This window comes from Anabaena sp. CCY 9402-a, from assembly GCF_963920945.1.
Taxonomy (GTDB): domain Bacteria; phylum Cyanobacteriota; class Cyanobacteriia; order Cyanobacteriales; family Nostocaceae; genus Trichormus; species Trichormus minutissimus.
In genome coordinates this window covers 177,883-204,384 of record NZ_CAWUDL010000001.1, presented here as the reverse complement: position 1 = coordinate 204,384, position 26,502 = coordinate 177,883, and the positions used below count along the sequence as shown (strand labels likewise).

Sequence of the window (26,502 nt, the reverse complement as noted above, 5' to 3'; positions counted from 1 at the left end):
AGGGACTTGTTAAGAATGATACTTACTAGAGGGGACAGGGGACAGGTGACAGATGATAGGGTACAGGAGATAGGCTGTAACCTGTAACCTATAACCTGTCACCTAATACTATGAGTAATCAACTTCAAGACTATAATCCTAGCGGCGTAGGCGAAATTAACGGTAATCTCTTGGGTTTACCTTGTGATTATGACTCTGCCAACTTAATTGTTTTTGCCGTACCTTGGGAAGTGACTGTTTCCTATGGTGCAGGTACAGCTAACGGGCCACAGCGTATTCTTGATGCTTCCATTCAACTGGATTTATTTGACTTCGACAACCCCGATGGCTGGAAACAGGGAATTTTTCTAGTAGAAATTCCCCAAGATATTTTAGAAAAAAATGATTACTATCGTGACTTAGCTGCACAAATTATTGAACGATTAGCGCAAGGTAAAGCATTAACAGACACCCCAGATTTAACACCTGTTTTAACAGAAATTAATCAGGCTTCTCAACAGGTTAATCAATGGCTATTTACACAGTCTCAGAAAGCAATAAATAAGGGTAAGCGAGTTGCTGTGATTGGTGGGGATCACAGTTCACCACTAGGTTACTTCCAAGCCATAGCAGCTAAATATCCTAACTTTGGTATTCTACATATTGACGCACATGCAGATTTACGTGATGCCTATGAGGGATTTGAATTTTCCCACGCTTCCATCATGTTTAATGCTATGAAGATACCACAAATTTCTAAATTAGTGCAGGTAGGTTTGCGCGATATTTGTCATGATGAAGTGCAAATCATTGACCAATCAAATAGTCGAATTGTGGCATATTATGACCCTGCTATTCAACAGAAGTTATATTCGGGAACAACCTGGATAAATTTATGCCAAGAAATTATTAGCCACTTACCAGAATATGTTCACATTAGCTTTGATGTAGACGGTTTAGATCCCAAACTTTGTCCAAATACGGGTACTCCTGTTCCTGGAGGGTTGGAATTAGAGCAAAGTTTTTGTCTGTTCCGAGAATTGGTGAAGAGTGGGAGAAAAATTATTGGTTTTGATGTGTGCGAAGTTGGTGATGCTGAGTGGGATGGTAATGTCGGGGCGCGAATTGTTTACAAACTTTCTAATTTAATGGATTTATCTCAGCGATGACTCTGTGAGAGGTGAAAGTTACAAAGGGTTTGTGAATATTTTCAACCTGTAACCTTTCACACTCTCCCCTACCTCTCAAAGATAAATCAAGGGTTTCCAGAATTTTGTAGAGGGAAGTAAATCATTAATATCAAACTATTGAACAAACTTATCTCTTAAATTTAGCTTAACTATTTGTTGGAATTTTGAATTTATCAAAAGCTTAGTGTAAAATCCAAAAACATAACTGAATTTTACAAAAGCAATGCTCAAAAATACCAATAAATGTCCAAATGAGTATATAGTTACTGATGATGATGCCAGTCAATATATCCGTGATTGCACTATCGCGGCTCTCATCCTAATAGCGGCTTATGGGTTATTTATAACTGAACTTATTTCCAGTTGGGTTTTATTTGTGATTGTTGCTGTTACACTGCCTCGTTGGGTTATTAGTATACATGAACTTCTTCATGTTAAAGATGAAAAACAGATAAACAAGATAATCAAATGTTTGGGTATTAGTCCGATTCCACTTTCTATTGTCACACTAAGTTACCCACAAATGCGAGAGATTCATCTGGCTCATCATCGTAGCCCTGCAACAGAATCTGACCCAGATGCTTACCATATTCGGGGTGAATTTCTTGTTGTTATTTTTAATGCCTTGAGTGCGCCAGAACAAAGTTTTATTCGCTCACTACAAGTAAATGAATTTAATCTTCAACTAGGACTAGATTTACTCATCAAACTATTGATTTTAGGTATATTAATCTTCGTAGGGGGAGAAAAATTCTTTTGGTTTTGGTTATTTATCCGAATTGTTTATGGGTTAGGGGATATAGTATTTTTCCGTCTTGTGCATCACCAGAAAGGACAATATGGAACATTTGAGATAAAAATTCCCAGCACTCTTGAAACATGGGGAGAGAGAATTTTTGGAGCAACTGTGGTTCAAGCAACAATCAATCACGATGTACATCATCAAAATCCTGGCATTGCTGCACGCCATCTAGCAACTGCAAGACCCTACATTATGATTTCTTCGAGTAATTAAACACCTAAGAGAGTTTATTCAAAAAGCCACTCTGTTAGTTGAATTTACCTGAAATCCTTTACTCACACCATAACGAACAGTTCTAAATTCTATATGATTGCTAGTGGGAGTATAGAGAGTATATTTAGCTTCCCCTGGTGTTCGTCCTACATTTCCTACCCCGACGACTTGGCGCGGCAAAATTTCTACCTTTTGGGGAGAAACTTCACTATCAAGAGTAGTGATACCTGTAGTAACTGAACCTGCTTGTAACTGATATTGAAAAGCCAAACCAGAACGTCCACAAAATAAGTTATTGGCTTGCATTCGTGAGAGGCGGTCAAGCATTTGAAATGGTGGCGTGTCTGGTATTAATTCTTCATCTATAGATACAGTTGTCCCATGAATTAACAAAGAATCTAGTTCAAAAAAACCAAAATCTAGATTTCTTAGCCATTGTACTGTTTGGCGAGAAACAGATTCCCAGAGTAACTTAACTGTTTCACCACCATATTTTGCCATTAAATCATCTGCTTCTCCAGTAGCCCCCAGACCGTGCAAAATAAAACATTGTTCTTCCCACCAACCTTTACAAATGAGTGGTTCTAACTCACCAATCTGTGGGTTACGGACTCGTTCTACTAATTTCTCTGCTTCTGGTGTTGGCCCTACTAAATCACCCAAAATATATAAAGCCTCTACTTGATTAATTTGGCGATTAATATCTGCTAATACAGCTTCATATGCCGCTAAATTACCTTCAATTCCGCTTAAAATTGCCCACTTATTCATCTAAATTTTCGCTCTTAATTTACTTTTAAAAAGTGCTGAGTGCTGAGTTGAGTGCTGAGTAATGAGTAATGAGTAATGAGTGCTGAGTGAGGTATTGGGAACAAAGTCCTTCCAGTCCCCAGTAATTTAATTTTGAATTTTGTTAGCGCAGCGTTAGCGAGTCTGCGAGCGTCATTTTGAATTTTGACTTGATTTGTCCCCATCATCTAGTACAAACATGGGTGGGGTCGTCAGCCCTTTCTGCATATTCCAAACCTTGGGCTAAACGCCATGCAAAAATTGCTGGTAAACCTTTTTCGATGATGGCTGCACAGGTTTTTTGATAGTCGTAAGGTACTTCTCGTAAACTTACTACTTGAGTATCTGTGTCATAAATCACATATGTGGCATTGGGTCGCCCATGTCGGGGTTCTCCGACTGAACCTACATTGACAATTCGCTTGATAGGAGTAGAAAAGTTAATTTCCTTTTCTTCTACTCCCGCACCTTGAACGCGAACTTGCAGACTACCTGCGTCTAAAGTACGTACATAGGGTACATGAGTATGACCACAAAACAATACATCTGCGTCTGCGGAAATTACTCTTTCTAAGGCGGCAAAAGCATCAAGTTCTGGTAACAAATATTCATGGTTACTTTGGGGACTACCATGAACGAAAACCAAATTATCTTGACCTAAGCCGTGGGGTAATTTGGCAAGAAATTTCTGATTTTCGGGATATAGTTCTTTATGTGTCCATTCGTGGGCTATTTTGCCGCGTTTTTCAGCTAATAACGAAGGGTAACTACAGTCACAGGAGTTTAAGCCTTCTACAATATCTTCATCCCAACAACCAGCACAAGTAGGAATATCTAGAGAACGAATTTGTGTAATTACTGCATTAGGATATGGCCCGTATCCTACTAAGTCACCTAGACAAAAAATCTTTTCGGCTTTTTGTTGGTCAATATCTAACAAGACTGCATCTAAGGCTTCATAGTTACCATGAATGCAAGACATGACTGCTATTTTCACTCTATAGTCTCCTCAATTAAAATTTGTCTTACCTGTTGTTGGTATTGTGCGATCGCAGTTTCTGATAAATAGCAATCTTCTAAGGTTTGCCTCATGGTAGACTCGTCTAAGTTCTCTCCTAATACCTCCATACCACTAAATCTTTGCGGTCTACCTTCCAAGTGACGTGGTAAGTCTAGTTCCAGAAAATCGATTGTGGGTACACCTGCAACAAAATCTGCATATAGCACCCGTCCATCAGCGACATCAAAAATCCCCTTGGCGCGACTAACAAAACCATAAGCACCATGAGTTACTTCGTACCAAAACTCTCGTAAACTGTCTTCATCAATCACTTGGCCACTACTGGGAACACGCCAAAGTTGATTGGCGGTAATATTAGGGTCAATATCTGCACCTTTAATAATTTTGTCTGCCCAAGCATGATACTCAGAATCCTGAAGTTTTGGCGGCAGGATAGCCAAGGCTTGGTAAGATAAACCATCTAATATTTTATGGATACTGCTTAATTCCAGATAAAACCCCAATTCTATATAGACAGTCTCGACTGTTGTTAATTGGTGCAGAAACTCAACTTCTTGCCCATCCTGAAAAACTTGCACATGGGGAAATTCCGCAGCTAGGCGCGTCTGGTCAATGGGAACATTTCCCGTACCAGGACTAAAATAAATTATATTCTCACTAGCTGTGAGATTCTGCATCTGTTGGCAAATCCACGTTGTTTTGCCACTGCCAGCCAGTCCACCAACAACAGTTATATTTAGTACCTTCATTGCTCAATGATAATCATTTTCATGGTTTTTGAAAAGCATTAGTCATTGCACTTCTCTGCGTTCTCTCCGTTCCCTGCGGGACGCTCCGCGAATGACTAGGTGCAGTGACCAGGCTAGCTAGGCATTGGGCATTGTATTTTCCTTCCCCTGCTCCCCCTGCTTTCTTATCATCTATCACCTCTCCCCAGCCTTTCTTAATAAAACACTAGCAACAAGCACACTAAAATCTCTACAATAAATCCCTGGTTGACTTAAAAAACTATAGTTGTAATTATGACGAATCAAGCTCCTATCCCGGTGATTGTGAATGGTGCGGCTGGCAAAATGGGTCGTGAGGTGGTGAAGGCGATAGCAGAATCACCAGACTTAAACCTTATGGGTGCAATTGACCACAGTGCTGAACATCAAGGTAAAGATGCGGGAGAATTAGCAGGTTTAGCAGAACCTTTAGAAATACCTATCACTAACCAATTAGAACCTATGTTGGGTTATGTGGCTGGGGAAAGACAAGGGCCTCCTGGGGTGATAGTAGACTTTACCCATCCTGATTCAGTTTACGATAATGTGCGGAGTGCGATCGCCTATGGGATTCGTCCTGTGGTTGGTACTACAGGGTTAAGTCCAGAACAACTGCAAAGTTTGGCGGATTTTGCCGAGAAAGCTAGTACAGGTTGTTTAGTGATTCCCAACTTTTCCATTGGAATGGTACTGCTACAACAAGCCGCCGTCACTGCTTCCCGATATTTTGACCATGTAGAAATTATCGAACTGCATCACAACCAAAAAGCCGATGCGCCCAGTGGTACAGCCATTCAAACTGCTCAATTACTCGCAGAACTAGGTAAAACATTTAACCCTGCGGTTGTGGAAGAAACGGAAAAAATTCCAGGGGCTAGAGGTAGTTTAGCCAGTGAAGGGATTAGAATACATAGTGTGCGCTTGCCTGGACTGATAGCCCATCAAGAAGTAATTTTTGGCGCACCTGGGCAAATTTATACCTTACGCCATGATACCAGCGATCGCGCCTGCTATATGCCAGGAGTATTACTAGCAATTCGCAAAGTTTTACAGTTAAAGTCATTAGTATATGGATTAGAAAAAATCCTCTAACCCTAACTCCCAACTCCCAACTCCCAACTCCCAACTCCCAACTCCTAACTCACCACTCCCAACTCCTAACTCATTACTCCTAACTCCTAACTCATTACTCAGCACTATTATGCTTGTCCCACTGACTCGCCAGAAATTTGAACAACTCATCCCCCTAATTGCCACTGGCCCACAGTACAAGTATTATTGGGGGAAGTTTGCCAATTTTTTACAGCGACTATTAATTTCTGTCGTTGTTCTAGTTGTAATTTTGCTTGTCCGAGGAGTGTTTAAGCTCGATTTTTTCTTTATATTTTTCCTGGGAGTAATGGGTGCGCTGTTCTGGATGTGGTATCCAGCATTTCAGGCTAGTATCCGTAATATAAAATACCGCCGTTACAAATATAGCGGCTTTTTTCGGGGTCGGATTCTCGATTGGTGGATTACAGAAAAACTCATTGGTAAACAAGAAACCGTTAACAGCAAAGGCGAATTAGTCATTGTCGAAAACCGGGAAAAACGCATTAACATCGAAGTTGGCGATGACACGGGATTTAGCGTCGAGTTAGAAGCACCACTGCGTCCTTTTCATAAAGAAATTACTCGTGGACAGATAGCCGAAATGATTGTCATGTCAAATCGTCCAGATTTGAGCAGCATTGAAGACTATAGTGATGTTTTTGTTCCCAGTCGTAACATCTGGGTGGGTGATTATCCTTACATCAGAAGAGAGTTTTTTGATGAAGTTAGCGATCGCTTACGTGAAAAGCGACAACCGAGAAAACAAAAATCTCGCCGTCCTCGTCCGAGAATGGAATGAGTTGTGAGTGATGAGTGATGAGTAGACCTCTTGCATAAATGCTTAAGCTGTCATGTTGAGCAAAGCGAAACATATCATCTCTTTGCAGGTAAGGTAGTTGACTCAAAATAAACTTTGAGATGATATACAAACTCTGAAGTATTTTCAAAGTGAATATTATGTGCAGAATTATTGATGATTTTTAGCTGAGATGCTCGACAAATTTGAGCCATTTCTTTATTAATATCTATAAATTTAGCATCATTTTCACCCACCATTAAAAGTAAAGGAATTTGATTGTTTTGCAACTTATTCCATAATGATGGTTGGCTACCAGTTCCCATAAATTGCAACGATTTAGTTAATTCTTGAGGATTATTTTGCAGTCGGCTTTCTAACATTCTATTAAATGATAGATGATTTTTCATAGAACCAAAAATTGGTTGATTGTACCAACTAAACAAAAAAGCTGCAAAATCAATTTTAGATACACTTCTAGCTAACTTTCTAGCTATTTGAGCATCACGTTGAATTCTTTCTATTTGTTCCGCTTCTGTTGCTAATCCTGGGGAAGTTGACTCTAATATAACTTTATAAAAACGCTCAGGAAAATTTAGAGTTAAATATAAAGCCAATCTACCACCCATTGAATAGCCAACTAAGAAGCATTTAGGAATATTTAATTTATCTAGTAAGCGAATAATAGCTTCTGCCGTTTTTGGCATTGTATAATAGTTATCTACTCCTGAGACTTGAGTATTTCCATGTCCGGGTAGGTCAAGTATTAAATAGGAAAAATTATCTGCTAGTAGTTTTATAGTGGCATCAAATTCATGAATATTACCCATGAATCCATGCAAGAAAAGGATTAAATGTTTGTCTGTGTTAGTAGTTAAAGAATAGTTAAAATGATAATTTTCTGAAATCATAAATTAGTTAATACTTAAGAAGTATTAGGACTGAATTTATTCATACAAAGTTTAAGGGAACTATGAGAAAAATCAGCTTGTTCATTGCTTCTAGCCTTGATGGATACATTGCTAGGGGATCAGGAGAGGTAGATTGGCTATTTACAGATCAAGATTATGGTTACACAGAGTTCTTTACCCAAGTTGACACATTAATTATGGGTCACAAGACATATCAACAGGTTTTAAGTTTTGGAGATTACCCTTATCAAGAGAAGGAAGTTTTTATATTTTCTAGAACAGAACAAGGTGAAACAGATAATCAGGCAAAATTCGTCAGTAGTGATTGGGAAGGCTTTATTAATACATTACGTCAATCAAGTGGTGGGAATATTTGGTTAGTTGGCGGAACACAAATAATCTATTTTTTCTTGCTAAAGGGTTTTATTGATGAATTAATTCTTTCAATACACCCAATTATTTTGGGAAGTGGTAGGCAATTAATTGTGAATGACTCTAGTCTCGAAACTATGCTGATTTTGCAAGATGTAAAAAGCTTTGATTCTGGACTATTGCAAGTTACTTATACTTTTAAAAGGAAAAATACAGATATAACAGACATATTTGTTTAACTATATCTGAGATTTTAAGGTAAAAATCTATCTAAAGCAGCTTTAAGTTGTTTGATTTCTAAGTCTATGTCACCTTCTTTTGCAGCTCTAGCGATGCACTCAGTTAAATGTTCATCCAGTACGATTCTTGCTACTTTATCTAATGCACCTCTAACAGCTGCAATTTGTAATAAAACATCAGGGCAAGGGCTATTCTGTTGCACCATTGTCTTAATGCCTCGAATATGTCCTTCGATCCGAGATAACCGATTCACAATTCGCCGTAAAGATTCTTCGCTATGGATGTGAGGATGAACTGACTCTCCTTGTGCATCAGCATGAGCTACGTGTTCATTTTCTACATCGTGACTGTGTATGTGTTCGGTAGACTGAGATACAGGTGAAGATTCTTGAGTTAATCGGTTTGAGCCGTTCATGGTTAATCAAAGCACTGGTAATATTAAAATCCTAGCTTAATAGTGGGGACAAGAGAGACAAGGGAGACAAGGGAGAAGTATTTGTGATATATTTCGCCGTTCCCCAGTCCCCAGTCCCCAGGAGTTATTTAATTAATTTTGACTTTTGATTTTTGACTTGATTTGTCCCCAGTCCCCAATAAATTGGTAAAACCCGAACTTGCTAAGGGTAAATTGCCATAATAGCTATTAGGTTAAAGATTCTATTAACTTAAGTTACAGGTGGCTCGTGTCATAGCCTCCTTAATAACGATAGGCTGACATAGCGAAACTTGCAGATGAGAGCCAGCGTCAATATTCAAGGATTATCTTCACTATCTGCCAAAATAACTTTAGATAGAGTTGTCACCATCAAGTAACAATTAGGCTACTAGATTAGGTTGTGAATATGCGATTTACTAAATTACCCCGGTCTATACGCCAACTCGGTACTCATGTATTAGCCATAATTCTAGGAGTTGCGCTAACATTCAGTTCTTTGCGTGTCTTACCTTCCCAAGCTGAACCTGCACCCAGTTCTAGTACAACTATGGATGTGCCAGAATTAATTGCTCAAAGACAACCACCATCTGTAAATACTGTAGGTAACAGTAGTTTTGTGACAGCCGCAGTGAATCGTGTGGGATCAGCCGTAGTTAGGCTGGATACAGAACGCACAATTACCCGTCGTGTCGATCCATTTTTTGATGATCCTGTGTTCCGCAGATTTTTTGGTGATAATTTTCAAGGACAATTACCGTCTGAACAATTGCGGGGTCTAGGTTCTGGTTTCATTATTGATAAGAGTGGCTTAATTTTAACTAATGCCCATGTGGTGGATAAAGCCGATCGCGTGACTGTCAGACTAAAAGATGGTCGCACCTTTGATGGCAAAGTTCAAGGTATTGATGAAGTCACAGATTTGGCTGTGGTGAAAATCAACGCTGGGAACAGTTTACCTGTTGCGCCTTTGGGTTCTTCTACTAATGTACAGGTAGGAGACTGGGCGATCGCAGTTGGGAATCCTTTAGGTTTTGATAATACCGTCACCTTGGGTATTGTCAGCACCCTTAAGCGTTCTAGCGCACAAGTTGGTATTTCTGACAAGCGGTTAGATTTCATCCAAACTGACGCGGCTATTAACCCCGGTAACTCTGGTGGTCCCTTGTTGAATGACAGAGGCGAAGTAATTGGGATTAATACAGCGATTCGTGCTGATGCGATGGGTATTGGCTTTGCTATTCCTATTGATAAAGCTAAAGCGATCGCAGATCAACTGCAACGGGATGGTAAAGTTGCTCACCCCTATTTAGGTGTGCAGATGGTAACTTTAACACCCGAATTAGCTAAACAAAATAACACTGATCCTAACTCTGCTTTTACTATCCCAGAAGTTAACGGTGTTTTGGTGATGCGAGTTATACCCAATTCCCCGGCTGCTAAAGCTGGTATTCGGCGCGGTGATGTGATTATGCAAGTTGATGGACAAGCTATCACTAAAGCAGAACAGTTGCAGAATGTTGTCGAAAATAGTCGCCTGGGTCAAGTTTTACAGGTGAAAGTACAACGCGGTAATCAGGTACAACAGTTAGCTGTACGCACGGCTGAGTTACAAAATGCTTCTTAGGGAGTGTTGTTAGCGGTAGCGCGGCGTTTAGGGAACACCAAAATATAAATTATCCGCAATTGATGGTTGGGTAGGGTGCGTCAGTGCTATAGAACCTAACTATACTCAGAATTTATTCATACTGACGCACCCTACAGTTTGGATATTTTTTTATCTGGAAGTCCCTGAGCCGGTGTTGAGTTAAAAAGCTAATAGTTTTTCTCCTCTACTCCCCTAATTTACTATCTTTGAACGAAATTTGTTTTGAGTTTGGGGGTATGTTTTGGCGTATCCCTAATTTTTTTCGTAGATTTGAGATTGGCAAGAATTCTAAAATCAACTGATGCTATATAGACGATTCGGACGCACAGAACTGCAAATGCCGGTATTTTCCTGCGGCGGGATGAGATACCAATATAAATGGCAAGATGTTTCCCAATCAGATATTCCTGTGGATAATCAGGCTAATTTGGAAGCCACTATTCGTTATGCAGTTGAGTTGGGAATTAATCATATTGAAACTGCCCGTGGATATGGTAGCTCAGAAATGCAATTGGGGAAAGTATTGCCTAAGTTTCCCCGCGAACAGTTGATTGTACAGACAAAAGTCTCTCCTGTGCCAGATGCAAAGCAATTTCGTAAGACTTTTGAACAATCACTGCGCTATCTTCAGTTAGACTATGTAGATTTGCTAGGGTTACATGGTATTAATAACAGTGAAACATTGGATTATAGTATCCGTCCTGGTGGCTGTTTAGATGTGGCGCGACAGCTACAAGCAGAGGGTAAAGTGCGGTTTGTGGGTTTTTCTACTCATGGCGCAACAGATTCAATTATTGATGTAATTAATACTAATGAATTTGATTATGTAAATTTGCATTGGTATTACATTAATCAATGGAATTGGCAGGCGATCGCAGCTGCAACGGATCATGATATGGGTGTATTTATTATTAGCCCTTCTAATAAAGGAGGACTGTTATATGATCCGCCACAGAAATTAGTAGATTTGTGTGCGCCTTTGAGTCCGATGGTGTTTAATGATTTGTTTTGTCTGAGTCACCCACAGGTGCATACATTAAGTATTGGTGCAGCTAAACCCCAAGATTTTGACGAACACCTGAAAACATTAGAATTATTAGACAGAGCCTCAGAAATTTTACCGCCAATTTTGGCTAGGTTAGAAGAGGAAGCGATCGCTACTTTAGGAGAAGATTGGGTAAAAACTTGGGAAACTAACTTACCACAATGGCAAGAAACCCCAGGAGAGGTTAATATGCGGGTGATTTTATGGTTGTGGAATCTGGCAACTGCCTACGATTTAGTAGACTATGCCAAAATGCGTTACAACCTGCTGGGTAACGGTAGTCACTGGTTTCCTGGTAAAAAAGCCGATAAATTAGATGAACTAGACTTGCACCCATGTCTCATCCACAGCCCCCATGCGGATAAAATTCCCCAATTTTTGGCGAAAGCCCATCAAATGCTAGCGGGTGAAGAAGTGAAACGGCTATCGAAGAGTTAGGGATTTCTCACTAAAAAAATATCCCATCACTAGGGTAAGCAAGGGGGTAGGGGGCAGAGGAAAAATATTATCACATGAGTAGGTGGGATAATTTATGTTCTGGAAATCCCTTAGATGAAATTCCTGAATCAATTAAGCGACAGCATAACCTGTATAGGGACGCAACTCAGGCGGACGAAAGCCTAGTACAATATGCTCTTTAGGGATTCCAGCCCGTTCTAAATCTGCGGCAATCCCCTCTTCTGTGCCATCTCTTTGAATCCAAATTTTACTATCTATTAGGTCAACATGAGCCAAACAGCCATGTACACGGCGATCGCCATCCCAACCTACATCCATCCATAAATAGCGATCACGGGTACGATCAAATATAACTTCAGATTGAATAGGAGCATAGGAATATGGCAGGGCTGCATATTCACTCAATACCCTTTCAATCACTTGACGATAATAATCTAATTGGGAACTATCCATTCCTTGATCTCCTCCTGCTTAGGATCAAATGCAATTAATTTTAATCGCCGATTTTTGAGTAATAGCTTACCTATGGGTTCTTCAAACAAATCTTCCACCACGCTAGTAGCAACAGCTAAATATAACTCCCTTTCTGGCTCTAACTCTGCTAATACATCTTGATACAATACATATTGTCCCAAAGCTTTCTCTAGATCATCAATATCTGAGCGACCTGTAAAGCTTTTAATCTCTACTGCAATTTTGTGATCTAGCTTTTGCGCCGCCAACAACCGAGTTGCACCTAAATCTATATAAAAATCTTTCTTGCCTAATTTCAGCGTCAATGGATCATGAGTAATTCTCCATTTTTCTTTAATTAGGGCATTTTTTACGGTGTTATGGTAAAAGTCTTTAGCTGGCATATCAAAAAAGATTTTATTTGTGAAAGCGATCGCAAAAACAAGAGTAATTTTCACCGTCAACAGTTAACGTTCATTGCCATAATTTCCTCGTGGGACTACCAATACCTTATCCACGCGATTACCGTCCATATCCATCACTTCGATTCGCATCCCCTCCCATTCAAAATGATCGGCGGCGGTGGGGATGCGGCCTAAATGGGTAATCACAAAACCTCCTAGGGTTTGGTAGCTACCTCGTTCCTCAAATTCTAATTCCTTCATATCAAAAAGTTCAAAGAATTCTTCTACAGCTATCATCCCGTCTACTAGCCAAGAACCATCTTCTCTTTGCACCGCTTGGGGTTCATACTCTCCGGGGCTAGCTGGAACATCCCCAACGATTTCGCTCATAATGTCATTGAGAGTTAATAACCCTTGAATCACGCCGTATTCATCGACAATCAAAGCCATGTGAGTTGCAGTTTGCTTGAATAACTCCAAAACTTTTAAACCACGGGTGCTTTCTGGGACAAATACAGGTTGACGTAATCCTACCGTTAAGTCTATGTGTTCTCCACGAAAACTCCTGGAAAGCAAGTCGGTGACTGGGATAATACCCAATACATTGTCCAGTCCTCCTTGACAAACTGGGTAACGAGAATAAGTATTTTCGCTTAACTTTTGCCGATTCTCTTCTTGTGAACCGTCTAAATCTAACCAGACAATATCAGGGCGCGGTGTCATAAAGGATATGACAGAGCGATCGCCTAGACGAAAAACTCGCTCTACCATATCTTGTTCTGCTTCTTCAAAAGTTCCCGCTTCTGTACCTTGTTCAATGAGAATTTTAATTTCTTCTTCAGTAACTGACGGTTCTATAGAAGGGGCGATCCCCAAAACTCGCAACACCATCTCTGTAGAAGCACTCAGCAAATATACCACCGGAGAAGCCAATGCGGCTAAGGCACGCATCGGAATAGCAACCAAGGCCGCAATACGTTCTGGGTTGTTTAACGCCAAACGTTTCGGCACTAGTTCACCGATGATCAAAGATAAATACGTAATAATCAAAACTACGATCCCAAAGGATATTGGTTCACTATAAGCTGCTAAAAAAGGTATGCGTTTTACATACATGGCTAGGCTGTTGGCAATTGTTGCTCCCCCAAAAGCACCAGTCAGGATACCAATGAGGGAAATACCGACTTGAACAGTAGACAGAAAATTATTTGGAGATTCTGCTAGCTTCAATGCCACCCTTGCTTTAGCATCGCCTTGATTAGCAAGCTGTTGTAGCCTAACCTTCCTCGCTGAGACAATCGCCATCTCAGACATCGAAAACACACCATTAGCAATAATTAGTACGAGAATGATTAAAATTTCAAAGGACATATTATAAATTGCCGCTATTCAAAAGCGAAACTAGCTTCATCATTAGTATGTAGTATTAAAGTTTCCCAGAGAAGTGGCATTGGGTATTGGGCATTGAGAACTGAGTCAACGGCTAAAGGCCGCGCTACCGCTAACACCACTCATTACTCATTACTCATTACTCACCACTTAAAATAGTGAACATAGCCGTCACTATACCTTCTCAATCTACAAAGACTTCCTCCGTTAGTTGAACTTATGGCATTTTCTTCTATTGTGCGTGCCTTGGCGCGATCGCCACTCAGCACTGAGTTACTTTCTAAGTTAAATCGTCAACAAGATTTGCGCTTAAATGGCATCTCTCGTCTACCTAAAGGCTTAGTCGCTTCAGCATTAGCACAAAATTCCCACAGGAATTTATTGGTAGTTTGTGCCACCTTGGAAGAAGCCGGACGCGCTTACGCACAGTTAGAAGCGATGGGATGGCAGACGGTACATTTTTACCCAACTTCAGAAGCTTCTCCTTACGAACTCTTTGATCCTGAAACGGAAATGACCTGGGGACAGATGCAGGTTTTGGCGGATTTAGTCAAGAGTCAACAATCAATAAGCAACGGGCAACAATCAATAAGCAACGGTCAACAATCAATAAGCAACGGTCAACAATCAATAAGCAACGGGCAACAATCAATAAGCAATGGTCAACAATCAATAAGCAATGGTCAACAATCAATAGTCAACGGTCAACAATCAATAGTCAACGGTCAACAATTAAATAAAATCGCAGTAGTAGCTACTGTTGGGGCGTTGCAACCACATTTACCGCCACCAGCAGCTTTTACTCCCTTATGTCTCACCCTGAAGCGGGGGATGGAATTTGACCTGGATATTTTCAGTGAAAAAATTACTCGTTTGGGGTATGAACGCGTACCGCTAGTAGAGACAGAAGGACAGTGGAGTCGGCGCGGTGATATTGTGGATGTCTTCCCCGTGTCATCGGAATTGCCAGTCAGGTTAGAATGGTTTGGTGATGAAATTGAGCAAATCCGGGAATTTGACACCACAACTCAACGTTCTGCCCTTGACAAAATTGCACAGATTACCCTCACCCCTACTAGCTTTACTCCCATTATTTTAGAAGCACTCAAGGATAGTGCTGAGTTCCGAGTGCTGAGTGCTGAGTTGAATTCTGACTCAGCATCGGCTGAACGCATCGCTACCGCTAACAGCGAGAAGTTGCAAGGAGGGTCTTCCTCCGGGCAAACTTCGGTGACTCAGCACTCGCCACTCATAGAAGGTAGTCGCAGATTTTTGGGTTTAGCTTTTGAAAGACCCGCTTCAATACTGGATTACTTACCAGAGGATACTCTAATTGCCATTGATGAGCCAGAACAATGTCATGCTCATAGCGATCGCTGGGTGGAAAACGCCGAGGAACAATGGTCACTGGGAACGGGAGAATATGAACTGGGCAAACTACAATTACCCAAAATCCATCGGTCTTTTGATGACTGTCTAGCTGATGTCACCAGATTTAAAACTTTATACTTATCAGAACTAGCAGAAGAAAATAGCGGGATGAATTTGGCTAGTCGGGCTGTACCCGTTACGCCGCACCAATTTGCAAAACTGGCGGACACGCTACGCCAAGAACGCGATCGCAATTTCTCGATTTGGTTAATTTCTGCTCAACCTTCCCGTTCTGTCTCCCTCTTACAAGAACACGATTGTCCGGCGCAGTTTATTCCCAACCCCCGCGACTACCAAGCCATTGACAAGCTGCAAATCAACCATATCCCCATAGCTTTGAAATATTCGGGACTGGCGGAACTAGAAGGTTTTATTTTACCGACTTACCGCTTAGTAGTCATCACTGACCGAGAATTTTTTGGACAGCATTCCTTAGCCACACCTAGCTACATCCGCAAACGGCGTAAGGCTGCATCTAAGCAAGTTGACCCAAATAAATTGCGTCCTGGGGATTATGTCGTTCACAGAAGTCATGGGATTGGCAAATTTGTTAAGTTAGAAAGCCTGACAATCAACGACGAAACCCGTGATTACATCGTAGTGCAGTATGCTGACGGTACTTTGAGAGTTTCAGCTGACCAAGTAGGCTCATTATCCAGATTCCGCAGCACCGGAGATAAAGCCCCAGAACTGCATAAGATGACGGGTAAAGCTTGGGAAAATACCAAGAACCGCGTCCGCAAAGCCATCAAGAAATTAGCGGTAGACTTACTGAAATTGTACGCCGCGCGATCGCAACAACAGGGTTTTTCTTATCCCCAAGATATGCCTTGGCAAGAGGAAATGGAAGATTCCTTCCCCTACCAACCTACAACCGACCAGCTAAAAGCTGTGCAGGATGTCAAAAGAGATATGGAAAGCGATCGCCCAATGGATCGTTTAGTTTGTGGTGATGTCGGTTTCGGAAAAACAGAAGTCGCCATCCGCGCCATTTTCAAAGCTGTCACCTCCGGTAAACAAGTCGCCTTACTCGCACCAACTACCATCCTCACCCAGCAACACTACCACACCCTCAAAGAACGCTTCGCCCCTTACCCCGTGAATGTCGGCTTACTCAACCGCTTCCGCAGTGCAGAAGAACGGCGGGATATTCAAAAGCGTCTAGCCACAGGTGAATTAGATATAGTCGTCGGGACACACCAACTTTTAGGCAAAGGTGTGAGTTTCCAAGACTTAGGACTGTTGGTAATAGACGAAGAACAAAGATTTGGAGTGAACCAGAAAGAGAAAATTAAAAGCCTGAAAACCCAAATTGATGTCCTGACTCTCTCCGCCACGCCAATTCCTCGCACCCTGTATATGTCCTTATCAGGGATTCGGGAAATGAGTTTGATTACCACCCCACCCCCCACCAGACGACCAATTCAAACTCACCTCTCCCCCAGAAATCCAGACAGCATACGTAGTGCAATTCGTCAAGAACTAGATAGAGGCGGACAGGTATTTTATGTAGTCCCAAGAGTTGAAGGAATTGAAGAGACAACGGCAAATCTACGGGAGATGATCCCAGGGGGAAGATTTGCGATCGCTCACGGTCAAATGGACGAAAGCGAATTAGAATCAACCATGCTCACCTTCAGCAATGGTGACGCAGATATCCTAGTTTGTACGACAATTATTGAATCAGGTTTAGATATCCCCCGCGTTAACACCATCTTAATTGAAGACGCTCACCGGTTTGGTTTATCGCAACTATACCAATTACGCGGACGGGTTGGACGTGCAGGGATTCAAGCCCACGCTTGGTTATTTTACCCGAAACAGCGAGAGTTATCTGATGCCGCACGGCAACGTTTAAGGGCGATTCAGGAATTTACACAACTCGGTTCTGGCTATCAGCTAGCAATGCGCGACATGGAAATCAGGGGTGTGGGTAACTTGCTAGGTGCAGAACAATCCGGTCAAATGGAAGCGATCGGCTTTGATTTGTATATGGAAATGTTGGAAGAATCGATTCGAGAGATTCGCGGTCAAGAAATACCCAAAGTTGACGATACCCAAATTGACCTCAACCTCACCGCCTTTATCCCTGCTGATTATATTCCTGATATTGATCAAAAGATGAGTGCATATCGTGCGGTAGCGGCTGTGAAATCCAAAGAAGAATTAACCCTGATTGCAGCTGAGTGGAGCGATCGCTATGGTAGTTTACCAGTCCCCGCCAATCAACTATTACGGGTAATGGAACTCAAACAAATAGCGAAAAAATTAGGATTTAGCCGCATTAAACCAGAGAACAAGCAGCACATTGTTTTAGAAACCCCAATGGAAGAACCAGCTTGGAATTTACTTGCAGCAAACTTACCAGAACATCTGAAAACCCGCTTTGTTTATTCTCCTGGTAAGGTAACTGTACGCGGTTTAGCCGTGTTGAAAGCAGACCAACAATTGCAAAGTTTAATCGATGCTTTAGGGAGAATGCAGGGAGCGATGCTTACAGCAAGCAGCTAGCGTCTACGCAGAGGCATCTGTTTTTTAAATAGTAGATTAGGATTAATCATCAAGTAAAACTATATGTCAAACTTACTGAGCAGAATTACAATTAATCCCAAACAATGCGGCGGTCGCCCATGTATTCGAGGGATGAGAATTAGGGTGTCAGATGTATTAGACTTATTTGCTGCTGGACTTAATGCAGAACAAATATTAGAAGAAATGCCTGATCTAGAAGCAGATGATCTCAAAGCAGCACTACTATATGCTTCACGGAAGCTCAATCATCCAGTGTTAGTAGCATGACAATCTGGATAGATGCACATTTATCGCCTGCCATTGCAACTTGGATCAGCAACACTTTTGGTATAACAGCTTTAGCTTTACGTGATGTTGGTCTGAGAGACGCTGAAGACCTTGATATTTTTGAGGCAGCAAAAACTCAAGGAGTTATCTTTATAACTAAGGATAGCGACTTTGTTGACTTGGTTGAGCGTCTGGGAACACCTCCGCAAATTATCTGGTTAACTTGCGGAAATACATCAAATTCTCGGTTACAAGAGATTTTAATTGCTACTTTGCCAAAAGCATTAGAGCTTTTGCGAACAGGTGAAAAGTTAGTTGAAATCAGTGGAGAATAGGAAAGGTAGTCGCCAATGGTACAGACACCAACCAAAACTTTGACATTAGAGGAGTTTCTTCAGCTACCAGAAACTAAACCTGCAAGTGAGTACATTAATGGTCATATTATTCAGAAATCCATGCCACAGGGTGAACACAGTACGATTCAAGGTGAATTAATTATTACCATCAATGGAGTCACTAAGCCGCAAAAAATTGCGCGTGCGTTTCCAGAGTTACGCTGCATTTTTGCAGGGCGTGCGATCGTTCCAGATGTAGCAGTGTTTGTTTGGGATAGAATTCCTCGCAATGAAAATGGGGGTATCGCCAATATTTTTGCACTAGCACCCGATTGGATAATTGAAATCCTCTCACCTGGACAAAGCCAAACGAAAGTCATTGCTAAAATATTGCATTCCTTGAAAAATGGAACTCAAATGGGTTGGCTAATTGACCCCACGGAAAGAGTAGTATTTGTATATTTCTCAAACCAGCCACCAGAATTATTTGATCAGGTAGAACATTTACTTCCTGTACCATCTTTTGCAAGTGATTTACAGCTTACAGTAGGAAATTCATTTGATTGATTATTAGAATAGAAAGCTCTAATTAATATTAGGAAAAATTTATGAAATTTGAATTTGTTGATTTCTAGTTAGTTTAAATTAAAGTAATCTTAGAAAAGTTTATATAGTGTTAGCTTACAATGTCTGATATTACTATCGAATTTCAGGAACTGTTGAACCGAGATGATGTGACAGAGCAAAACTGCCAAGATTTTCTTGAAAAAAATACTGAGTTATTTTACACACCATTTCTTCTGAACCATCAAGTTCATTTAAGTTCAATCATATCTAAATTCCCCTTAGACACATCATTAGTGACTGATTTTGTTTATTTAACAAAGTCTTCAGATTTTTGGTATGTTGTTTTAGTTGAGCTAGAACATCCAAATAAAGCACTCTTCCGAAATGACAAAAATAAAATTGTTTCTACGTCAGAAATGACTGAGGCAATGTCACAAATTTATTCTTGGCAGGAATTTATAGCTAAAAATAAAAATGAAGTTTTAAGACGGCTGAATCCCCTTCTCATACCTATACAGCTTCGGGCTAATCCTATTTTTTTTAAATACTTGTTAGTGATTGGTAGAAGTGAGCAAAAATCTGTTAATCAGGGTATGAGGGATAGATTAGCTAATCTTTGTAACGATGATATCCATATATGTACATATGACAGCTTAATTAGCTACTACAAACATAGCCCTAGATTAAAAAAAAATGTTCTTAAGCTTAGTAAAAATTATTTTGAAATCAAATATTTACATCAAGAAGAACCTCTTCTATTCGACTGTCTATTGCCTGAAATTTTGAAGATCACTCCAGAGCAAAAAAGCTTACTAATTAGTCGTGGTTATGATATTGAAGATTGGGAAAAGGGAAAATTACTTTCTTACAATGGTAAAATGACATCTGAAAAATGGAAAACATCTAGGAAAAAGCAAAAAAATTAGAACTGCTTTCTTCTTTTCAAAAAAATAACTGAGCAATTAGAGATAATTGATATTATGACTTTCTTAACAATAGATAGCTATGACTGAGCTACTGGAATACGCTATATCTCGATTAAAAACCTTGCCGGCTGATGAGCAAGATGTAATTGCAGCGATGATTTTGGAAGAACTAGAAGATGAACACCTTTGGGATGAAGCTTTTGGTGATTCCCCGGATGTACTTGCCAAACTTGCATCTGAGGCGATGGCTGAATATCATGCAGGCAAAACCCAAGAGTTAGACCCAGAGAAATTGTGAAGTCACGTATAACTACTCAGTTTCGACAAGCATTTGCTGATCTACCTGAGCAAATTCAAGAGCAAACCCGTGAAGCATACCGCCTCTTCAGACAAAATCCGAGCCATCCAAGCTTGCGTTTCAAAAAAGTCCATCCAGAACTACCAATTTATTCAGCACGGATTAGCAAAAGTTATCGGACAGTAGGACAGTTAGAAGGAGATACAATTGTTTGGTTTTGGGTGGGTTCGCACGCAGATTATAACAAGCTGCTGTCTCTGTTTTAGGAATGCAACGCGATCGCCTGCACCACAGTTGAGCGCAAACAGCTATGGTTGTTAGCATATTCTCAAAACCTAACTTAACAGGTCTATGAAAATCAGAGCAATTATTCATCTAGCAGAAGAAGGTGGCTATTGGGCAGAAGTTCCCGCGCTTCCCGTTTATATTACTGAAGGCGACACGATGGAAAAGGTGATGGCTAATTTAAAAGACGTGATTGAAGGTTGGCTAGATGTTGCCAACAGTCTTAATGCAATTAAGTCAACAGATCAAGTTGTTGAAATTGCTGTATGAAATCTATTTCTGGCTTTCTGGCAAGCAGGTTTGATCACAATTAGAGCGATCGCTACTTTGAAATTTTGAATTTCAACTATCCTCATCCCAGTATGGGATTTTGTGGGGATGCAAAAAATAGTATGCTAACTTTTGATGTTTATCTGTATTAAAAATTAATCCACCTATGAGAAAAAACACCAGGAAATTACTACTCATTTCTGGATTGGTTTTTAGCTTTACAATGTCGCCATTGTTAGCTCAAGCACAACAACGGGTATCTAATGCTCAAGTTGCAGCGATGGTAGAAGCATTGCGCCTAGCTGCACCACAAACAGGCAAAGTAAATGATGGACTGTACAGTAATTGGCAAGTAAAACCAGAAACCCTTAAAGGCTGGTCAAGGAATTGTCTCAAAAAAGAGGTTACACCGACAGAGTTTGAAAATAACCCGGCGATCGCACGCCAAGTTATTTCTTGCATTGTCCGCCGCGAGTTAAATCAGCAGTTTCGCGCTACCAACAATAATGAAATTGCTGCTGTGCGTAGCACTTCTTGTTGGTGGATGACTGGTAACTACACAGGTTGTAACAGTGGCTTTACTGTTACCTATGTGCAGAAAGTTGTCGGACTTTATCAGCAGCAGCGTGCTAAACCAACGGTGAATTGAGTGCTGAGTGGGGAGTGGGTTCTACTTTGTCTCCTCTACACCCTTTCCTCCTCCTGCTTTTAAATTTAAACATTAAGAAGCAAAATCATTAAAGCGATACTGAGAGCTAACGCAAACAAAAGTGCATATTCAAAGCGACGACTAAAAAAGCCGATCGCAGCAATCAAACTGATAAATAAGATAGCAATACCAATATATTGTTCACGCTGCCACCCTTTAGCAATTAATGAATCGTTATTTCCAGGCGTAGAATTTTCTTGAATAGTTCTAGGCGATGGCGTTCCACCCAGCCCAGTTGATCGCTTTGAGTTTGGTAATTCTTGTATTTGTAAATTCATTTCACCCATTGGACATATAAGGGTAAAGTATTGGCTCTTTAATAGTTGAGTTATTTACGCCCAGATGTAATAGAAAAAATATTTTCAAAAAATATTCCTCTAAAGTAATTATATTTATGAGCTTTTTTGTCTTCCTAGAGAAATAAACATTTATTATTCCATTAGAAAGAAGTAATTATTATTTCCACTATTTAGATTTAACTCAAGAATATTAATCTAACCATTTAGGCTTTTCACTTATTTAGTAGCTTCCTTCCCCACAGGGGTATGCTTTCTCTATTTACACCGTGCTGTAGTATTCAGGTGCATTATAGCTAACAGTTCTTATATGAAGTACATCATAGTCCCCTCCTCGCAAGCGTGGACGGGGTTGGGGGTGGGGTTCTTCTACCTCACTCATATATCGGCAGTTTACTTCCTAGCTAATAGATGTAATATTCGCTGATATTTGCACTTAATTATCAGCAATTTTAAGTCCATTTTAAAAAATTTTTCATCTTCTTCTTTTTCACCCAGGTAAATAATCATGACTACACAGGAGCAGCTACACCAATGGCATGAACTAGCGCAACAATTGCGAATTGATAGTATTCGCGCCACAACTATTGCTGGTTCAGGTCATCCTACGTCTTCAATGTCGCCGGCGGATTTGATGGCGGTTTTATTATCTAATTATCTCCACTACGATTTTGATAATCCCCACAACCCCAATAACGATCGCTTTATTCTCTCTAAAGGACACGCTGCGCCTTTGCTTTACTCGATGTATAAAGCGGCTGGGGTAATTACTGATGCAGAATTGCTGTCATTGCGACAAAGGGGAAGTCGTTTAGAAGGCCATCCCACACCTGTTTTACCTTGGGTTGATGTCGCCACTGGCTCGTTAGGACAGGGATTACCCGTTGGTGTGGGGTTAGCTCTAGCTGGCAAGTATTTAGATCAGCTACCCTATAATGTCTGGATATTATTAGGTGATAGTGAAACCTCCGAAGGTTCGGTTTGGGAGGCGTTTGATCATGCGGCTCACTATACCCTAGATAATCTCATTGCCATCATTGATGTTAATCGCCTTGGTCAAAGGGGTCAGACAGAATTAGGTTGGAACACTCAAGCCTATGCTAATCGGGCTAGGGCTTTTGGTTGGCAAGCAATTGAGATTGATGGTCACGATTTGACGGAGATTGATCAAGCTTTTAGTGCGGCTGTGAGTATTAACGATCGCCCCACGGTAATTATTGCCCGCACCAAGAAGGGTAAGGGCGTAAGTTCTCTGGAAGATTTGGGGGGTTGGCATGGTAAAGCCTTAAAACCCGATGCAGAAAAACAAGCGATCGCCCAATTAGGTGGTGAACACCAAATTACAATCACAGTTAGCAAACCAGAAACCCAAGCACAGCCTGCAACCATCGCCACATCCCAACCTTTGCAACTTCCTAATTACGACAAAGGTGCAAAGGTGGCAACTCGCCGCGCCTATGGTGATGCGCTGAAAGCTTTAGGTGCTGCACAACCGCAAGTAGTTGCCCTCGACGCAGAGGTGAGCAATTCTACTTACGCTGAAGATTTCGCCGAAGCTTACCCAGAACGATACTTTGAGATGTACATTGCCGAACAGCAAATGGTGGCGGCGGCTGTCGGTTTGCAAATCCGAAATTACAAACCCTTTGCTTCTACCTTTGCGGCGTTTTTAACTCGTGCTTATGACTTTGTGAGGATGGCGGCTGTCTCCCGCGCCAATATTCGATTAGTTGGTTCTCATGCGGGTGTATCTATTGGTCAAGATGGTGTTTCCCAGATGGGATTGGAAGATTTAGCAGCGTTTCGGGCTGTTTGGGGTAGCACAGTCTTATATCCCTGCGATGCCAATCAGACAGCGCAGTTAGTAGAACAAATGAGCGATCGCAATGGTATAGTCTACCTCCGCACTACACGGGAAAGCACCCCAGTTATCTATGGTGCAGATGAACAGTTCCCCATTGGTGGAAGCAAAGTTATTCGTAGTTCCGACCAAGACCAAGCCACAGTAATTGGTGCAGGGATTACTTTACATGAAGCACTCAAAGCCTATGACCAACTGAAAAATGAAGGGATTATAGTCCGGGTTATTGATGCCTACTCCATTAAACCCATTGATGTGCAAACCCTGCATCAAGCCGCCCATGATACAGAGGGTAACTTAGTAGTAGTGGAAGACCATTGGAGTGAAGGGGGATTAGGTGCAGCTGTGTTAGATGCCTTTGCGGGTAGTGGTGATATTTCTAGTTATGACGGGCCACAACTGCAAGTCATCAAGTTAGCGGTGCGTGATCTGCCCAGTTCCGGTACGCCGGAAGAATTGCTTCATGCTGCCAAAATTGACGCTGATGCCATTGTAGAGGCAGTAAGAGCGCAAATTAGACAACCCGTGGGAACTGCTGCTGCGATCGCCACTCCCTCCAGTTTGTAGTCAGGACTTCAGTCCTTTATTTTCACCAACTTACTCCCTACCCCCCATGACAAATTCAGTCGCTAGCCAGAGGGAATCAAGACAAAACATTTTTATGCTGATGAGTATAGCCTACTCAATCATTTTGTGATAGCCGAGAACTCGGATTTTTCAAACAAATCAGTGTGCTGAAATCTCGCCATTCTCACAAATCAAATAGTCCGGCATTAGATATTGTTTTAACAAATTAGGAATAAAATATGCCTCTTTATAAACTGGAAGAATTTGACCCTAACTATCGAGAAACCTTTGCTGGTGCTGATGTAAAATCTTTAGAACTATATACTGAAGGTGGAGTGTTAGTTGGCTCAATCGCTGATACTTTAGTTGACCACGATGGCCGTTTTCGTTATCTAGTTGTTTCTACCAATCTAGATTCAGTTAATAAAAAAATATTACTACCAATTGGACTCTCTCGCATCAATTATCCTGCCAGACGTGTCTATGTAGACGGATTGAGTAAACAACAAGTAGAACATTTACCGGAATACCATGAAAACTTGGTAGTAGACGAGGATTACGAAGAGAAAGTTCGTAATGTTTTTCGTCCTCAAACTGGTGATGCAAGTTATGATCGTGAGAAATATAGCTATCAACAAGAACCATCTTTATACAATTTAAATGAGCAATATCATCAAACCTTTAGATTGTATGAAGAACGCTTGATTGCCAACAAAAAACGGGTGAAATCAGGAGAAGTAGCAGTCGGTAAACATATTGAAACAGAAACTACCAGAGTTACAGTTCCTGTGCAAAAAGAAAGGGTTGTGATTGAACGTGTTACACGAACAGCCGCAGATACCATAGTAGAGCCAGAAGAAGTTCAATTCCAAGCCGGAGAAGTAGCACGGATAGAACTTTACCAAGAAACACCTGAAATTCGTAAGCAAGCTTTTGTGCGTGAAGAAGTCAGAGTGAAAAAAGTCATCGAACAAGAAACAGTAGAAGCACAAGACGTAATTCGGCGGGAGGAATTAGATATCAATACAGCAGGTAATGCCACATTGAAGCAAGAATGAAGAAAGTCATTCGGTGTAAATAATGCAAAGTTTGTAGTAATGGTTTTAGCCTTGGGAAGCAAAGCCATTACTACAAACTAAATAACTATAACCTTTGATATTGTTGGATACCAATAATTCATTCAAACGAAAGATGCAATCTCTCACATTAATCTTTAAGTTTGTAATTATGAGAGAAGTTATAAAACATTGAGGTTCAAGTAGATGGTACTTTACAAATTAGAAGATTTTGATCCTAACTACCGTGATACATTGCAAGGTGATGACATCAAAGGTCTGGGTGTCTACACAGAAAGAAATAATGAAAAGATTGGCACTGTTAACGATGTTTTAGTTGATGATGATGGACATTTCCGTTATCTAATTGTTGACCTAGGCTTCTGGATCTTTGGTAAGAAGGTTTTATTACCAGTTGGTCGCACTCGCATTGACCACGGCACAGACCGCGTTTATGCAGTTGGTATGACCAGAGAACAAGCCGAAAACTTACCAGAATTTGATGAACGTTTAAGTCTAGACCAAGATTATGAAGAGCGAGTGCGTGGAGTATATCGCAATCCCAATTACAGCACCCAACCTTTAGATACATCAACACCTTTAGAAACAAGAACACCTGTAGAAGCACCATTAGGAACTACACCTGCTTATACCCGTGATACTTATAAATACGAACAAGAACCTAGTTTGTATGGACTGAATGAACCGCATCATGAAACCATGAAATTATATCAAGAGCGGTTGATTGCAAGTAAACGCCGTCAAAAAACCGGAGAAGTCACCGTTGGTAAACACGTTGAAACTGAAACTGCGCGAGTTGCAGTCCCACTAGAAAGAGAACGAGTTGTAGTTGAGCGTGTCACGCCAGAAAATGCAGGTAGAGTTGTTTCCCCCGGTGAAGCGAATTTCCGTGAAAGTGAAGTTACTCGTATAGAACTTCATGAAGAAACCCCTGATATTCGCAAAGAAGCTGTTGTGCGGGAAGAAGTCAGAGTGAAAAAAGTCGTAGAACAAGACACAGTTCAAGCTGAAGATACTATCCGCCGTGAAGAGTTAGACGTGAATACTTCTGGTCTTCCCGTTGAAGAGCGTTAATCGTT

General features: G+C 40.9%; 28 protein-coding genes. 19 read left to right on the top strand and 9 right to left on the bottom strand.

Going from position 1 to position 26,502, the window contains the following annotated elements; translation table 11 throughout:
• The first annotated feature begins 110 nt into the window (after positions 1–110).
• Both speB and ACM0OR_RS00935 read left to right on the top strand, forming a co-directional pair.
• The gene (gene speB, locus ACM0OR_RS00940; protein WP_323266560.1) at positions 111–1,148 is read left to right on the top strand and encodes an agmatinase SpeB; all 1,038 of its coding nucleotides are present in this window, start codon (positions 111–113) and stop codon (positions 1,146–1,148) included.
• Positions 1,149–1,392: 244 nt separating this feature from the next.
• The gene (locus ACM0OR_RS00935) at positions 1,393–2,184 is read left to right on the top strand and encodes a fatty acid desaturase (RefSeq protein ID WP_414574646.1); all 792 of its coding nucleotides are present in this window, start codon (positions 1,393–1,395) and stop codon (positions 2,182–2,184) included.
• An 18-nt stretch (positions 2,185–2,202) separates the two neighbouring features.
• On the opposite strand, the gene ACM0OR_RS00930 is transcribed toward ACM0OR_RS00935, so the two are convergent.
• From ACM0OR_RS00930 to ACM0OR_RS00920, 3 genes are all read right to left on the bottom strand, one after another.
• Positions 2,203–2,955 carry a metallophosphoesterase family protein gene (locus tag ACM0OR_RS00930; protein WP_414574645.1) on the bottom strand — a complete coding sequence of 251 codons (753 nt, stop codon included), beginning with the start codon at positions 2,953–2,955 and terminating at the stop codon, positions 2,203–2,205.
• Between the two features lie 202 nt (positions 2,956–3,157).
• Positions 3,158–3,970: a metallophosphoesterase family protein gene (locus tag ACM0OR_RS00925; RefSeq protein WP_414574644.1), complete on the bottom strand. Its 813-nt coding sequence runs from the start codon at positions 3,968–3,970 to the stop codon at positions 3,158–3,160.
• A complete protein-coding gene (locus ACM0OR_RS00920; RefSeq protein WP_414574643.1) occupies positions 3,967–4,743 on the bottom strand; it encodes a GTP-binding protein in 777 nt (258 codons plus the stop codon). The genes ACM0OR_RS00925 and ACM0OR_RS00920 overlap by 4 nt, the downstream gene beginning before the upstream one ends.
• A 273-nt stretch (positions 4,744–5,016) precedes the next feature.
• On the opposite strand from ACM0OR_RS00920, the gene dapB reads away from it, so the two are divergent.
• Together dapB and ACM0OR_RS00910 are read left to right on the top strand one after the other, a co-directional pair.
• Positions 5,017–5,853 carry a 4-hydroxy-tetrahydrodipicolinate reductase gene (gene dapB, locus ACM0OR_RS00915; RefSeq protein ID WP_414574642.1) on the top strand — a complete coding sequence of 279 codons (837 nt, stop codon included), beginning with the start codon at positions 5,017–5,019 and terminating at the stop codon, positions 5,851–5,853.
• A gap of 109 nt (positions 5,854–5,962) precedes the next feature.
• Positions 5,963–6,652, top strand: a complete 690-nt coding sequence (locus ACM0OR_RS00910; RefSeq protein ID WP_414574641.1) for a phosphate ABC transporter permease — start codon at positions 5,963–5,965, stop codon at positions 6,650–6,652.
• Between the two features lie 74 nt (positions 6,653–6,726).
• Here ACM0OR_RS00910 and menH read toward each other — a convergent pair whose 3' ends face one another.
• A complete protein-coding gene (menH, locus tag ACM0OR_RS00905) occupies positions 6,727–7,560 on the bottom strand; it encodes a 2-succinyl-6-hydroxy-2,4-cyclohexadiene-1-carboxylate synthase (RefSeq protein ID WP_414574640.1) in 834 nt (277 codons plus the stop codon).
• A gap of 62 nt (positions 7,561–7,622) precedes the next feature.
• Here menH and ACM0OR_RS00900 point away from each other — a divergent pair, with 62 nt between their 5' ends.
• Complete coding sequence (locus ACM0OR_RS00900; RefSeq protein WP_414574639.1) at positions 7,623–8,171, top strand: dihydrofolate reductase family protein; 549 nt, start codon at positions 7,623–7,625, stop codon at positions 8,169–8,171.
• 14 nt (positions 8,172–8,185) lie between these two features.
• On the opposite strand, the gene ACM0OR_RS00895 is transcribed toward ACM0OR_RS00900, so the two are convergent.
• Complete coding sequence (locus ACM0OR_RS00895) at positions 8,186–8,587, bottom strand: metal-sensing transcriptional repressor (RefSeq protein WP_414574638.1); 402 nt, start codon at positions 8,585–8,587, stop codon at positions 8,186–8,188.
• Between the two features lie 427 nt (positions 8,588–9,014).
• Between ACM0OR_RS00895 and ACM0OR_RS00890 the strand changes: the two genes are divergently transcribed.
• Entirely contained in the window at positions 9,015–10,232 is a 1,218-nt protein-coding gene (locus ACM0OR_RS00890) for an HhoA/HhoB/HtrA family serine endopeptidase (protein ID WP_414574637.1), read from the top strand.
• A gap of 322 nt (positions 10,233–10,554) precedes the next feature.
• Positions 10,555–11,736, top strand: coding sequence for an aldo/keto reductase (locus ACM0OR_RS00885; protein WP_414574636.1), 1,182 nt, complete (start codon positions 10,555–10,557; stop codon positions 11,734–11,736).
• A gap of 132 nt (positions 11,737–11,868) precedes the next feature.
• Here the strand turns inward: ACM0OR_RS00885 and ACM0OR_RS00880 are convergent, their stop codons facing one another.
• From ACM0OR_RS00880 to ACM0OR_RS00870, 3 genes are read right to left on the bottom strand one after another with little or no spacing between them, the layout of a single operon-like run.
• Positions 11,869–12,210: a XisI protein gene (locus tag ACM0OR_RS00880; RefSeq protein WP_323266549.1), complete on the bottom strand. Its 342-nt coding sequence runs from the start codon at positions 12,208–12,210 to the stop codon at positions 11,869–11,871.
• A complete protein-coding gene (locus ACM0OR_RS00875) occupies positions 12,192–12,668 on the bottom strand; it encodes a XisH family protein (RefSeq protein ID WP_323266548.1) in 477 nt (158 codons plus the stop codon). The genes ACM0OR_RS00880 and ACM0OR_RS00875 overlap by 19 nt, the downstream gene beginning before the upstream one ends.
• A 9-nt stretch (positions 12,669–12,677) precedes the next feature.
• Positions 12,678–13,985 (bottom strand): hemolysin family protein, encoded by a 1,308-nt coding sequence (locus ACM0OR_RS00870; protein ID WP_414574635.1) that lies wholly within the window; start codon positions 13,983–13,985, stop codon positions 12,678–12,680.
• Positions 13,986–14,222: 237 nt separating this feature from the next.
• Here ACM0OR_RS00870 and mfd point away from each other — a divergent pair, with 237 nt between their 5' ends.
• The 9 genes from mfd (at position 14,223) to ACM0OR_RS00825 (ending at position 21,563) form a co-directional block, all read left to right on the top strand.
• The gene (gene mfd, locus ACM0OR_RS00865) at positions 14,223–17,945 is read left to right on the top strand and encodes a transcription-repair coupling factor (protein ID WP_414574634.1); all 3,723 of its coding nucleotides are present in this window, start codon (positions 14,223–14,225) and stop codon (positions 17,943–17,945) included.
• Between the two features lie 63 nt (positions 17,946–18,008).
• Positions 18,009–18,233, top strand: a complete 225-nt coding sequence (locus ACM0OR_RS00860) for a DUF433 domain-containing protein (RefSeq protein ID WP_062296641.1) — start codon at positions 18,009–18,011, stop codon at positions 18,231–18,233.
• A complete protein-coding gene (locus tag ACM0OR_RS00855; RefSeq protein ID WP_414574633.1) occupies positions 18,230–18,568 on the top strand; it encodes a DUF5615 family PIN-like protein in 339 nt (112 codons plus the stop codon). Before ACM0OR_RS00860 ends, ACM0OR_RS00855 begins: the two co-directional genes overlap by 4 nt.
• A gap of 15 nt (positions 18,569–18,583) precedes the next feature.
• The gene (locus ACM0OR_RS00850) at positions 18,584–19,135 is read left to right on the top strand and encodes a Uma2 family endonuclease (protein WP_414574632.1); all 552 of its coding nucleotides are present in this window, start codon (positions 18,584–18,586) and stop codon (positions 19,133–19,135) included.
• Between the two features lie 119 nt (positions 19,136–19,254).
• Positions 19,255–20,061, top strand: coding sequence for a Shedu immune nuclease family protein (locus tag ACM0OR_RS00845; RefSeq protein WP_414574631.1), 807 nt, complete (start codon positions 19,255–19,257; stop codon positions 20,059–20,061).
• Between the two features lie 79 nt (positions 20,062–20,140).
• The gene (locus ACM0OR_RS00840; protein ID WP_414574630.1) at positions 20,141–20,359 is read left to right on the top strand and encodes a hypothetical protein; all 219 of its coding nucleotides are present in this window, start codon (positions 20,141–20,143) and stop codon (positions 20,357–20,359) included.
• On the top strand, positions 20,356–20,625 hold the full coding sequence (locus tag ACM0OR_RS00835) for a hypothetical protein (protein ID WP_414574629.1): 270 nt from the start codon (positions 20,356–20,358) through the stop codon (positions 20,623–20,625). The genes ACM0OR_RS00840 and ACM0OR_RS00835 overlap by 4 nt, the downstream gene beginning before the upstream one ends.
• An 85-nt stretch (positions 20,626–20,710) precedes the next feature.
• Positions 20,711–20,914, top strand: a complete 204-nt coding sequence (locus ACM0OR_RS00830) for a type II toxin-antitoxin system HicB family antitoxin (RefSeq protein ID WP_414574628.1) — start codon at positions 20,711–20,713, stop codon at positions 20,912–20,914.
• Positions 20,915–21,080: 166 nt separating this feature from the next.
• A complete protein-coding gene (locus ACM0OR_RS00825) occupies positions 21,081–21,563 on the top strand; it encodes a hypothetical protein (RefSeq protein WP_414574627.1) in 483 nt (160 codons plus the stop codon).
• 65 nt (positions 21,564–21,628) lie between these two features.
• On the opposite strand, the gene ACM0OR_RS00820 is transcribed toward ACM0OR_RS00825, so the two are convergent.
• Positions 21,629–21,901 carry a hypothetical protein gene (locus ACM0OR_RS00820; protein WP_414574626.1) on the bottom strand — a complete coding sequence of 91 codons (273 nt, stop codon included), beginning with the start codon at positions 21,899–21,901 and terminating at the stop codon, positions 21,629–21,631.
• A 526-nt stretch (positions 21,902–22,427) separates the two neighbouring features.
• Between ACM0OR_RS00820 and ACM0OR_RS00815 the strand changes: the two genes are divergently transcribed.
• The 3 genes from ACM0OR_RS00815 to ACM0OR_RS00805 all read left to right on the top strand — a co-directional run bounded on the left by ACM0OR_RS00815 (position 22,428) and on the right by ACM0OR_RS00805 (position 26,497).
• Positions 22,428–24,347: a transketolase gene (locus ACM0OR_RS00815; protein ID WP_414574625.1), complete on the top strand. Its 1,920-nt coding sequence runs from the start codon at positions 22,428–22,430 to the stop codon at positions 24,345–24,347.
• A 239-nt stretch (positions 24,348–24,586) separates the two neighbouring features.
• Positions 24,587–25,405: a DUF2382 domain-containing protein gene (locus tag ACM0OR_RS00810; protein ID WP_414574624.1), complete on the top strand. Its 819-nt coding sequence runs from the start codon at positions 24,587–24,589 to the stop codon at positions 25,403–25,405.
• A 204-nt stretch (positions 25,406–25,609) separates the two neighbouring features.
• On the top strand, positions 25,610–26,497 hold the full coding sequence (locus ACM0OR_RS00805; RefSeq protein WP_414574623.1) for a DUF2382 domain-containing protein: 888 nt from the start codon (positions 25,610–25,612) through the stop codon (positions 26,495–26,497).
• Positions 26,498–26,502: the final 5 nt, after the last annotated feature.

Coding starts and splice junctions, on each gene's coding strand:
- speB (WP_323266560.1), top strand. CDS start 111: ATGAGTAATCAACTTCAAGACTATAATCCTAGCGGCGTAGGCGAAATT.
- ACM0OR_RS00935 (WP_414574646.1), top strand. CDS start 1,393: ATGCTCAAAAATACCAATAAATGTCCAAATGAGTATATAGTTACTGAT.
- ACM0OR_RS00930 (WP_414574645.1), bottom strand. CDS start 2,955: ATGAATAAGTGGGCAATTTTAAGCGGAATTGAAGGTAATTTAGCGGCA.
- ACM0OR_RS00920 (WP_414574643.1), bottom strand. CDS start 4,743: ATGAAGGTACTAAATATAACTGTTGTTGGTGGACTGGCTGGCAGTGGC.
- dapB (WP_414574642.1), top strand. CDS start 5,017: ATGACGAATCAAGCTCCTATCCCGGTGATTGTGAATGGTGCGGCTGGC.
- ACM0OR_RS00910 (WP_414574641.1), top strand. CDS start 5,963: ATGCTTGTCCCACTGACTCGCCAGAAATTTGAACAACTCATCCCCCTA.
- menH (WP_414574640.1), bottom strand. CDS start 7,560: ATGATTTCAGAAAATTATCATTTTAACTATTCTTTAACTACTAACACA.
- ACM0OR_RS00900 (WP_414574639.1), top strand. CDS start 7,623: ATGAGAAAAATCAGCTTGTTCATTGCTTCTAGCCTTGATGGATACATT.
- ACM0OR_RS00895 (WP_414574638.1), bottom strand. CDS start 8,587: ATGAACGGCTCAAACCGATTAACTCAAGAATCTTCACCTGTATCTCAG.
- ACM0OR_RS00890 (WP_414574637.1), top strand. CDS start 9,015: ATGCGATTTACTAAATTACCCCGGTCTATACGCCAACTCGGTACTCAT.
- ACM0OR_RS00885 (WP_414574636.1), top strand. CDS start 10,555: ATGCTATATAGACGATTCGGACGCACAGAACTGCAAATGCCGGTATTT.
- ACM0OR_RS00880 (WP_323266549.1), bottom strand. CDS start 12,210: ATGGATAGTTCCCAATTAGATTATTATCGTCAAGTGATTGAAAGGGTA.
- ACM0OR_RS00870 (WP_414574635.1), bottom strand. CDS start 13,985: ATGTCCTTTGAAATTTTAATCATTCTCGTACTAATTATTGCTAATGGT.
- mfd (WP_414574634.1), top strand. CDS start 14,223: ATGGCATTTTCTTCTATTGTGCGTGCCTTGGCGCGATCGCCACTCAGC.
- ACM0OR_RS00860 (WP_062296641.1), top strand. CDS start 18,009: ATGTCAAACTTACTGAGCAGAATTACAATTAATCCCAAACAATGCGGC.
- ACM0OR_RS00855 (WP_414574633.1), top strand. CDS start 18,230: ATGACAATCTGGATAGATGCACATTTATCGCCTGCCATTGCAACTTGG.
- ACM0OR_RS00850 (WP_414574632.1), top strand. CDS start 18,584: ATGGTACAGACACCAACCAAAACTTTGACATTAGAGGAGTTTCTTCAG.
- ACM0OR_RS00845 (WP_414574631.1), top strand. CDS start 19,255: ATGTCTGATATTACTATCGAATTTCAGGAACTGTTGAACCGAGATGAT.
- ACM0OR_RS00840 (WP_414574630.1), top strand. CDS start 20,141: ATGACTGAGCTACTGGAATACGCTATATCTCGATTAAAAACCTTGCCG.
- ACM0OR_RS00830 (WP_414574628.1), top strand. CDS start 20,711: ATGAAAATCAGAGCAATTATTCATCTAGCAGAAGAAGGTGGCTATTGG.
- ACM0OR_RS00825 (WP_414574627.1), top strand. CDS start 21,081: ATGAGAAAAAACACCAGGAAATTACTACTCATTTCTGGATTGGTTTTT.
- ACM0OR_RS00820 (WP_414574626.1), bottom strand. CDS start 21,901: ATGAATTTACAAATACAAGAATTACCAAACTCAAAGCGATCAACTGGG.
- ACM0OR_RS00815 (WP_414574625.1), top strand. CDS start 22,428: ATGACTACACAGGAGCAGCTACACCAATGGCATGAACTAGCGCAACAA.
- ACM0OR_RS00810 (WP_414574624.1), top strand. CDS start 24,587: ATGCCTCTTTATAAACTGGAAGAATTTGACCCTAACTATCGAGAAACC.
- ACM0OR_RS00805 (WP_414574623.1), top strand. CDS start 25,610: ATGGTACTTTACAAATTAGAAGATTTTGATCCTAACTACCGTGATACA.